We start from the raw sequence: 8,680 nt of genomic DNA, 5'->3' as shown, positions 1-8,680 counted from the left end.
TACCAGCAGTAGAGCGGGATCAGGTTGATCCGCATGCCCGGTGGACGGCATTTCAGGACGCCCACGATCAGCTCGACGGCCGCCGCGATCGAGGCGACCTCGATGAAGGACAGGCCGAGGAGCCAGATGTCGGCGCCGATGCCCGAATATTCGGGGTTGGTGGTGAGCGGCGGGTACATGAACCAGCCGCCGTCGGGTGCTGCGTTGAAGAAGATCGAGCCCGCGACGAACACGCCGCCGATCAAAAAGCACCAGAAGCCGAAGGCGGACAGGCGCGGGAAGGGCAGGTCGCGGGCGGCCAGCATCTGCGGCAGGATCAGGATCGCCACCGCCTCGAAGATCGGCACGGCGAACAGGAACATCATCATCGTGCCGTGCAGGGTGAAGAGCTGGTTGTAAAGGCCGGGCGAGACCAGGTCGTTGTCGGGCACCGCCAGCTGGCTGCGCATAATCAGGGCCAGCACGCCTGCGAACAGGAAGAAGAAGAACGAGGCGGCGGTGTACCAGACGCCGACCTCGGTGTTGTTAACCGCGGACCAGTAGCGCCAGCCCCCGGGCGTTTCCCAGACCCGGCGCAGGCGGTCCTCCTGGGCGGCGAGCAGGGCTTGGTCCGGTGCCTCGCTCATCGCAGGCTCGCCAGCCAGTCGGCCAGTAGCCGGAGCTCGGTTTCCGGCAGCATGGCGTAGGACGGCATCCGGATCTCCGGCTTAAGCGTGTCGGCATGGGCGATGAAGCGGGCGATCGCGGCCGGGCCGTTTGCGAGGATGCCCGCGCCCACCGTGTGCCGGCTGCCCAGATGGGTGAGGTCCGGGCCGATCGCGGCATTGGCCGGCGTGCCGCGCACGGTGTGGCAGGCGGCACAGCCATGGCGCAGGAAGGCGTCCGGGCCGGGACCGGCGGTGACGGCGGCCGGGCCGGCCTCGGCTTCCAGCCAGCTGGCAAAGTCCTCGGGCTCCATCACCTGGGCGGTGAGCGCCATCAGGGCGTGTGAGGCGCCGCAGAACTCGGCGCAGGCGCCGCGATAGACGCCGGGCCGGGTCGGGCGAAGGACATGGCGCGTGGTGCGGCCGGGGATCATGTCGGTCTTGCCGCCGAGCGGCGGGATCCAGAAGGAATGGATCACGTCGGGGCTGGACAGGATGAACTCGACCGTGGCGCCGGCCGGCAGGCGGATCTCGTTGGCGCTGACGACCGGCGGGGCGCCATCGCGATGATAGATGACCCGCCACCAGAACCGCTCGCCCACCACCTCGATGCGCAGGTCGCTCTCGGTGGCGCGGAGCGCCGGCATCAGGCGCAGGCCGTGGACCAGGAGGCCGGCCAGCACCACGGTCGGGAAGACGGCGCCGGCCCAGAGGATCACCTTCAATGCGGTGGCCACCTGCCACAGGCTGCGGCCCCGCCAGCTTGCCAACACCGAGCCGCCCAGCACCAGGCACCAGATCACGGCGGCCCCGGCCAGCATCTGCCAGAACAAGGCGGCGATGCCGGCGGCGTCCTCGCCGGCTGGGTCGAGCGCGGATTGGGGGCCGGTGCAGGCGGTGAGCGCCAGCATGCCGAGGATGGCGGCCGCGGGCGGCGGCCGGACGCGACTCATGCCGGGCAGAGCCGGGCGGCATCAACCTGCTGCATCCGTCCTCCGCGCACGCACCCGATCGAGCGAACGGCCGAGCCTCGGCTTTGTTCCACGCGTGCCGCCTGGGGCCGACAATTTACAGCGAGCCGATGCGCGGCGGCACCATCCGCTCAGGCGGCACGGACCCAGACGGCGGTGTCGTGAAAGGCGCCGCCACCATTGGGGAAGCCGGGCTCGGCGGAGATCAGGGTGTTGACGCAGGTGCCGTCGGCGAACCCGTCCTTCGGCCAGATCCCCTCGATCACCACCGTGCCCGGATGCTGGGCAGGGCGCGCCTTGGCATGGACGGTGACGACGCCGCGGCGGTTGCCGACCCGGACCGGATCGCCGTCGGCCAAGGCGAGGGCCGCCATCGTCTCCGGGTGGAGCAGAGCGGTCGGGCGGACCTCGCGGACCCGGCCGCTCGCCATCTCGGTGAAGCTCGAGTTCAGGAACTGCCGGGCGGGTGCGGCCACCAGGCGGAACGGGTGCTCCGCGTCGGTTTCCTCGATCGCCTGCTGGTGGTCGGGCAGCTTCGGCATGGTCTGGTGGCGCTCGCCCAGCTCGTGCCAGGGCGGGGCGAAGCGGAAGCGGCCGTCCGGGGTGGGAAACCCATTGCGGAAATGGCCGTCATAGCGGTCGGCCAGGACGTCGTAGCCGCCCCGATCGAGAATCTCCTGGGCAGCCGGATAGCCCGAGCGCTGGAGCATGTCGTCGATCAGCTCCCACTCGGTCATGCCAAAGCCCCGGTGCTCGGCCGCGACCCGCTGTGCGATCTCCGCCAGCACCCGATGGTTGCTGCGGCACTCCCGGAAGGGCTCGAACAGCTTGCGGGTGACCTGGATGTTGGCGTGCGCACTTGCGGTGTAGAGGTCGTCATGCTCGACGAACATGGTGGCCGGCAGGACGATGTCGGCGAGCTTCGCCGTGTCGGTCATGAACTGCTCGTGGACCACGGTGAACAGGTCGTCGCGCATAAAGCCCTGGCGGACCAGCGCACTCTCCGGGGCCACGATCGCCGGGTTGGTGTTCTGGATGAACAAGGCAGTGATGGGCGGTCCGTCGCCCAGGTCGCGGCGGTCGCCGTTCAGGATCGGGCCGATCCGAGACTGGTCGAGGATCCGGACCGTCGGGTCCATGACGTCCAGGCCCTCGATCAGCGTCTTGTCCAGGCCGTAGATGTCGCCCATTGAGTAGAGGGCACCGCCGCCCTGGTGCTGCCAAGCGCCGGTGATCACCGGCAGGCAGGACACGGCATGCATCGCGGCCGAGCCGTTCTTCTGCCGGGTGAAGCCGTAGCCGACCCGCAGGTACGAAGCGCGCGCCTGGCCGTAGAGCCGGGCCACCTCGCGGATCCGCTCGGCCGGCACGCCGCAGATGCTTTCTGCCCATTCCGGCGTCAGGCTGGCGAAATGGTCGGCCAGGCGCTCGTAGGGCAGGTCGGCGAAGCGGGCGAGATAGGCCTGATCGGCAAAGCCTTCGGCGAACAGGACATGGGCGATGCCGCAGGCCAGCGCCCCGTCCGTGCCAGGCCTGGGTGCCAGGTGGATGTCTGCGATCTCGGCGGTGCCGGTCCGGTACACGTCGACCACGATCACCTTGGCGCCGCGCTTACGGGCCTTGGACACGTGGTTCATCATGTTGACGTGGGTGTTGACCGGGTTGGTGCCCCAGATCAGCCAGAGATCGGCATGTTCGCCGGCTTCCACCGGCGAGACGCCCCAGCGCTTGCCATAGCCGGCCCGCCAGCCCGTGTCGGAGAGGGTGACGCAGAACGTGCTCTTCTGCCGGCTGTACTTCTTGACGTGGCGCAGCCGCTCGATGCCGTCGCGCTGCACATAGCCCATGGTGCCGGCATAGAAATACGGCCAGACCGCTTCCGGCCCGTGGCGGCGCTCGGCGGCCAAGAGCCCCTCGGCCACCCGGTCCAGCGCCTCGTCCCAGCCGATCCGGGTGAACTGGCCGCTGCCCTTGGGCCCGGTGCGCAGGAGCGGGAAGCCCAGCCGGTCCGGGTGGTGGTAGCGCTCGGCATAGCGGCTGACCTTCACGCAGAGCGTGCCGGCGGTGTAGCCGATCCGGGAAGAGCCGCGCACCTTGCCCATGGTGCCGTCGTCGCGGCGCTCGATGTCAAGCGCGCAGACGGAGGGGCAGTCATGGGGGCAGGTGGAGGGCAGGATCTCGCTCATGCGGCCAGGATGGGCCGGCGGCTGGAACGGTTCAAGATCCGGCTGATAGGTCGTGCTTGTAGAAAAAGTTCAAGTGATTGATGCGCCCGGGGTTCTCGGGTTCGTTTGTGCAAAACAGGTATTGTGGTGCGTGATCCCAGGGTGTCTCCGGGAGCGACTGCTCAGGTTCTCATGCGGTTGATCCCCCGGTCAAGCCGGGGGATGACATGAACATGAGAGGGCTGGACGTGGCCCCTGCCGCTCCTTGTCATCCCCCGCGCGGGCGGGGGATCTACTGGCCGGACTGGACACGGAACGGTGTGGTCACACGACCCGGTGCAGCAGCGGCTCCCCGCTCTCGACCCGCCGCACATTCTCCACGATCACCGCGAGCGAGCGGTCCCAGGTTTCGCGGGTGAGCCAGGCGCTGTGCGGGGCCAGGACGACATCGTCGCGGGCGAGGAGGGGGTTGGCGGGCTCGAAGGGTTCGGTGGTGAGCACGTCCAGGCCGGCGCCGGCGAGGCGGCCGTCATCCAGGGCGGCGATGAGCGCCGGTTCGTCGATCAGGCCGCCGCGGGCGGTGTTGACCAAGATCGTGCCGGAGCGGACATGGCCGAGCGTGTCGGCGTTCACGATCTTCGCCGTGTCGGGCAGGAGCGGGAGATGGAGGGAGATGATGTCGGCCCGGGCGAACAGGTCTTCCAGGACCTCGATGCGCTGGCCGGGCTGCCCTTCGGCGTCCGAGCGGTGCCAGCGCAGCACCTTGCCGCCCATTGCCTCGATGATCGGGGCGAGACGGCGGGGTACGGCGCCGAAGCCCACGAAGCCCACGCTGCGGCCGGCAAGCTCGCCATAGGCGCCGGCCGCCTGGATTTCGTCCGACCAGCCCTGGCCCTGGCGGGACGCGCGGTCCTGGACGGTCACGCGGCGCAGCACGGAGAGCATCAAGAGCAGGGCCTGCTCGGCCACCGCGACCGTATTGGTGCCGGGCATGTTGCACACCGCGATCCCGCGCGACTTCGCGGTCTCCAGGTCGATCGTGTTCACGCCCACGCCGATCTTCTGGATCAGCTTCAGCTTGGATCCGGCCTCGATATGCGCCTTGGTCACCGGGTCCAGCGCATGGAGCAGCACATCGGTTCTTGCCATGGCGGCCAGCACGCCCGGCTTGTCGGCCGGGGTGACCGCCTCGACCGGAAAGGGTAGCTGCTCCAGCCGGCTATCGAGCCAGCGGTCGGACTGGTAAACGAGCAGCGCGTGCATCGAGCTCACCTCGGGTCGGACAACAGATCAGGCATGGCCGCTCCTTCCAAACCTCCCGCCGCCGACGGCACTATCCTGGCCGTCCTGCGGCGGGCCGGTCTGCTGGAGTTCGGCCCGGACCCGAGCATGGCCCCGCTGACCGGCGGTGTCAGTTCCGATATCTGGCGGGTGGAGCTGCCAGACGGGCCGGTGGCGGTGAAGCGGGCGCTGCAAAAGCTGAAGGTGGCGCAGGACTGGCAGGCCCCGGTCGAGCGCAACGCGTACGAGGCCGCCTGGATGGAGGAGGCGCGGCGCTTCGCGCCTCGTGCCGTGCCGAGGCTCCTGCACCAGGACGCGATCCTGGGTGCCTTGGTGATGGCCTATCTGGAGCCGCGCGACCATCCCTTGTGGAAGCGGCTGCTGATGGACGGCCAGATCCTGGCCTACCATGCCGGTGCCGTGGGGGCGACGCTGGCGGCGATCCATGCCGGCACCGCGCGCCGGCCGGACGTGGCGCAGCGCTTTGCCACCGACAAGATCTTCCACGAGATCCGCCTGGCCCCCTACCTGCTGGCCACGGCCGAGGTCCATCCTGATCTCGGGCGGCAGCTGCGCAACCTGGTGCGGACCACGGCGGCCAACCGCATCGCCCTGGTCCATGGCGATGTCAGCCCGAAGAACATCCTGATCGGGCCGCGCGGACCGGTATTCCTGGATGCGGAATGCGCCTGGTACGGCGATCCGGCCTTCGACCTGGCCTTCTGCTTGAATCACCTCCTGCTCAAATGCCTGTGGCGGCGCCGCGATACGGCCGCCTATCTGGCTGCCTTCGACGCGCTGGCCGAGGCCTATCTGGCGGCCGTCGTCTGGGAGCGGCGCGACCGGCTGGAGGAGCGGACTGCGGCCCTGCTGCCCGGCCTGCTGCTGGCTCGGGTCGACGGCAAATCGCCGGTCGAGTATCTGCGCGGCCAGGACGACCGGGAGAAGGTGCGCAAGGTCGGCCGCCATTTCCTCCAGCATGTGCCGGACCGGCTGGCCACCATCCGTGCTGCCTGGGCCGAGGAGACCGCCGTTTGAGCCAGAAGATCAGGGAGATCCGCGCCCGGCGGGTCTGGGACAGCCGTGGCCGGCCGACCGTGGAAGCCGATGTCGTCACCGAAGCTGGTGCCTTGGGTCGGGCGATCGCGCCGGCCGGCGCCTCGACCGGCTCCGGCGAGGCGCTGGACCGCCGCGATGGTGGTCAGATGTTTGGCGGCATGGATGTGCGCCAGGCGGTGGACGCGGTGAACGGGCCGATCCGGACCGCACTGCTGGGCATCGACGTGCGCGACCAAGCGGCGGTCGACCGGGTTCTGATCGAGCTGGATGGCACGCCGGAGAAGCAGAAGCTCGGCGGCAATGCCACGATCGCGGTGTCGATGGCGGCGGCCCATGCGGCAGCGGCCAGTGAGGGCGTGCCGCTCTGGCGCTGGCTGGGCGGGGCGGCGGCCAGCCGGCTGCCGCTGCCCGAGATCCAGATCTTCGGCGGTGGTGCCCATGCGGCCGGGCGGCTCGACATCCAGGATTTCATGGTGGTCTGCCCGGGTGCTGCGAGCTTCGCACAAGCGCTGGAATGGACCGCGGAGGTCTATCGTGCCGCCGGCATCCTGATGAAGGATGCAGGCAAGCTGGCGGGCGTGGCCGACGAGGGCGGCTTCTGGCCGCTGTTCGATGGCAACGAGGATGCGCTAGGCATGCTCACCCGTGCGATCGAGCGGGCGGGTTACCGGCCCTACAAGCAGGTCGCGATCTCGCTGGACGTGGCGGCCAGCCAGTTCGGCAAGAACGGGCGCTACCGGCTGGCGCGGGACGGGCGCGACCTGGATGCCGCCGGGATGATCGAAGTGCTGGCCGGCTGGATCGGCCGCTACCCGATCGTGTCGGTGGAGGACCCGCTGGCCGAGGACGATTCCGAAGGCTTCAGGGCCTTCACCGAGCAGTTGGGCGGCAGGGTCCAGGTGGTGGGCGACGACTTCCTGGTGACCGACGCAGAGCGGGTGCGCGATGCCGCGGCCGGGCGTTTGTGCGACACCGTGCTGGTGAAGCCCAACCAGCGTGGCACGCTCACCGAGACCAAAGCGGCCTGGGAGGCCGCCAGGGCCGCCGGGATGGGCGCGATCGTCTCGGCGCGCTCAGGTGAGAGCGAGGACGTCACGATCGTGCATCTTGCGGTCGGCTGGGGCGTTCCTCAATTGAAGGTCGGCAGCTTCACCCGCTCCGAGCGGATGGCCAAGTGGAACGAGGGCATCCGGATCGAGGAGGTACTGGGCGAAGCGGCGGATTTTGCCGGCGCTCTGCCCTATCGGGGCAAGGCCGCCTATTCGGCGTGACGGCAGCGAACCAGCGGAAAAGAGCCATTCCATGAGCGATCAGACCCCCGTCACCGTGCTCACCGGCTATCTCGGTGCCGGCAAGACGACGCTCCTCAACCGGATCCTCACCGAGGACCACGGCAAGAAATACGCCGTGATCGTCAACGAGTTCGGAGAGATCGGCATCGACAACGACCTGCTCGTCGAGAGCGACGAGGAGGTGTTCGAGATGAACAATGGCTGCATCTGCTGCACGGTGCGCGGCGACCTGATCCGGGTGATCGAGGGGCTGATGAAGCGGCGCGACCGCTTCGACGGCATCGTGATCGAGACGACCGGTCTCGCCGATCCCGCACCCGTGGCCCAGACCTTCTTCGTCGACGAGGACGTGGCAAAGAAGTCGCGCCTGGACGCGGTGGTGACGGTGGTGGATGCCAAGCATGTCCGCCAGCGGATCGATGACAGCCAGGAGGCGGTCGACCAGATCGCGTTCGCCGACGTGATCCTCTTGAACAAGACCGACCTCGTGACCCCTGAGGAGCTGGCCGAGGTGCGCCGGGCGATCCGCGGGATCAACCGCTTCGCCAAGATCCACGAGACCCGCAACTCCAACGTGGCGCTGGACGAGATCCTCGATCGCGGTGCGTTCGACCTGTCGCGCATCCTGGAGCTCGACCCGGCCTTCCTGGAGCACGGGCACGACCATCACCACCATCATCACGGCCACGATCACGTCTGCGGCCCGGACTGCGGCCACGACCATCACGACCATGATCATCACGATCATGACCATGGGCATGATCACGAGCATCACTACCATCACGACGACGAGCATATCGCCCATTCCGGGATCAGCTCGGTCTCGCTGAAGGCGGACAGGCCGATCAATCCGGACCTGTTCGAGCGCTGGTTCGGCCAGGTACTGGCCGAGCAGGGGCCGAACATCCTGCGCTACAAGGGCATCCTGGATGTGAAGGGCCGGGACGAGCGCTTCGTGATCCAGGGCGTGCACATGATCCGCGACGGCGGCTTCCAGCGGGAATGGAAGGCCGGCGAGCCGCGCTGGAGCCGGCTGGTGCTGATCGGCCGGCATCTCGACCGGGCGGCTCTCGAGACGGCGTTCGCCGCCTGCGTGACCCAGTGATGGCGGCAGCTCCGCGTCTGCCCGCCTCGATCGTGGCGGTCGGGGCGCCGGTCGTTGCGATCCAGCCGCTGGGCGATCTGGTGGCGGCGGCCCTGGGCGATGGCCGGGTTTGGTGGGGCGACCGTTCCGAGATCGCCACCCAGCCGGCCGAGCCCGCTTCGGT

7 protein-coding genes are annotated in these 8,680 nt (G+C 68.9%); 3 read left to right on the top strand and 4 right to left on the bottom strand.

What is annotated here, in order from left to right:
* The 4 genes from EQG76_RS22980 to EQG76_RS22965 form a co-directional block, all read right to left on the bottom strand.
* Positions 1 to 626 (bottom strand): cbb3-type cytochrome c oxidase subunit I (locus tag EQG76_RS22980; RefSeq protein ID WP_200841046.1); only part of this gene is annotated, 626 nt, incomplete at its 3' end.
* Positions 623 to 1,597, bottom strand: a complete 975-nt coding sequence (gene coxB, locus EQG76_RS22975) for a cytochrome c oxidase subunit II (protein ID WP_235031520.1) — start codon at positions 1,595 to 1,597, stop codon at positions 623 to 625. The genes EQG76_RS22980 and coxB, both read right to left, overlap by 4 nt.
* A gap of 149 nt (positions 1,598 to 1,746) precedes the next feature.
* Positions 1,747 to 3,801, bottom strand: coding sequence for a molybdopterin-containing oxidoreductase family protein (locus EQG76_RS22970; RefSeq protein ID WP_159716644.1), 2,055 nt, complete (start codon positions 3,799 to 3,801; stop codon positions 1,747 to 1,749).
* A 303-nt stretch (positions 3,802 to 4,104) separates the two neighbouring features.
* A complete protein-coding gene (locus tag EQG76_RS22965) occupies positions 4,105 to 5,043 on the bottom strand; it encodes an NAD(P)-dependent oxidoreductase (protein ID WP_159716642.1) in 939 nt (312 codons plus the stop codon).
* A 33-nt stretch (positions 5,044 to 5,076) separates the two neighbouring features.
* Here EQG76_RS22965 and EQG76_RS32420 point away from each other — a divergent pair, with 33 nt between their 5' ends.
* The 3 genes from EQG76_RS32420 to EQG76_RS22950 are packed head-to-tail and all read left to right on the top strand — an operon-like array spanning position 5,077 to position 8,517.
* Positions 5,077 to 6,099 (top strand): phosphotransferase family protein, encoded by a 1,023-nt coding sequence (locus EQG76_RS32420; RefSeq protein ID WP_159716640.1) that lies wholly within the window; start codon positions 5,077 to 5,079, stop codon positions 6,097 to 6,099.
* Positions 6,096 to 7,391, top strand: a complete 1,296-nt coding sequence (gene eno, locus EQG76_RS22955; RefSeq protein WP_159716638.1) for a phosphopyruvate hydratase — start codon at positions 6,096 to 6,098, stop codon at positions 7,389 to 7,391. The genes EQG76_RS32420 and eno overlap by 4 nt, the downstream gene beginning before the upstream one ends.
* Positions 7,392 to 7,422: 31 nt before the next feature.
* Complete coding sequence (locus EQG76_RS22950) at positions 7,423 to 8,517, top strand: CobW family GTP-binding protein (RefSeq protein ID WP_159716636.1); 1,095 nt, start codon at positions 7,423 to 7,425, stop codon at positions 8,515 to 8,517.
* Positions 8,518 to 8,680 lie beyond the last annotated feature (163 nt).

Source organism: Geminicoccus flavidas, assembly GCF_009806515.1.
GTDB lineage: Bacteria > Pseudomonadota > Alphaproteobacteria > Geminicoccales > Geminicoccaceae > Geminicoccus > Geminicoccus flavidus.
The sequence above is the reverse complement of the archived record's forward strand: the minus strand, read 5'-3'. Positions and strand labels throughout refer to the sequence as shown.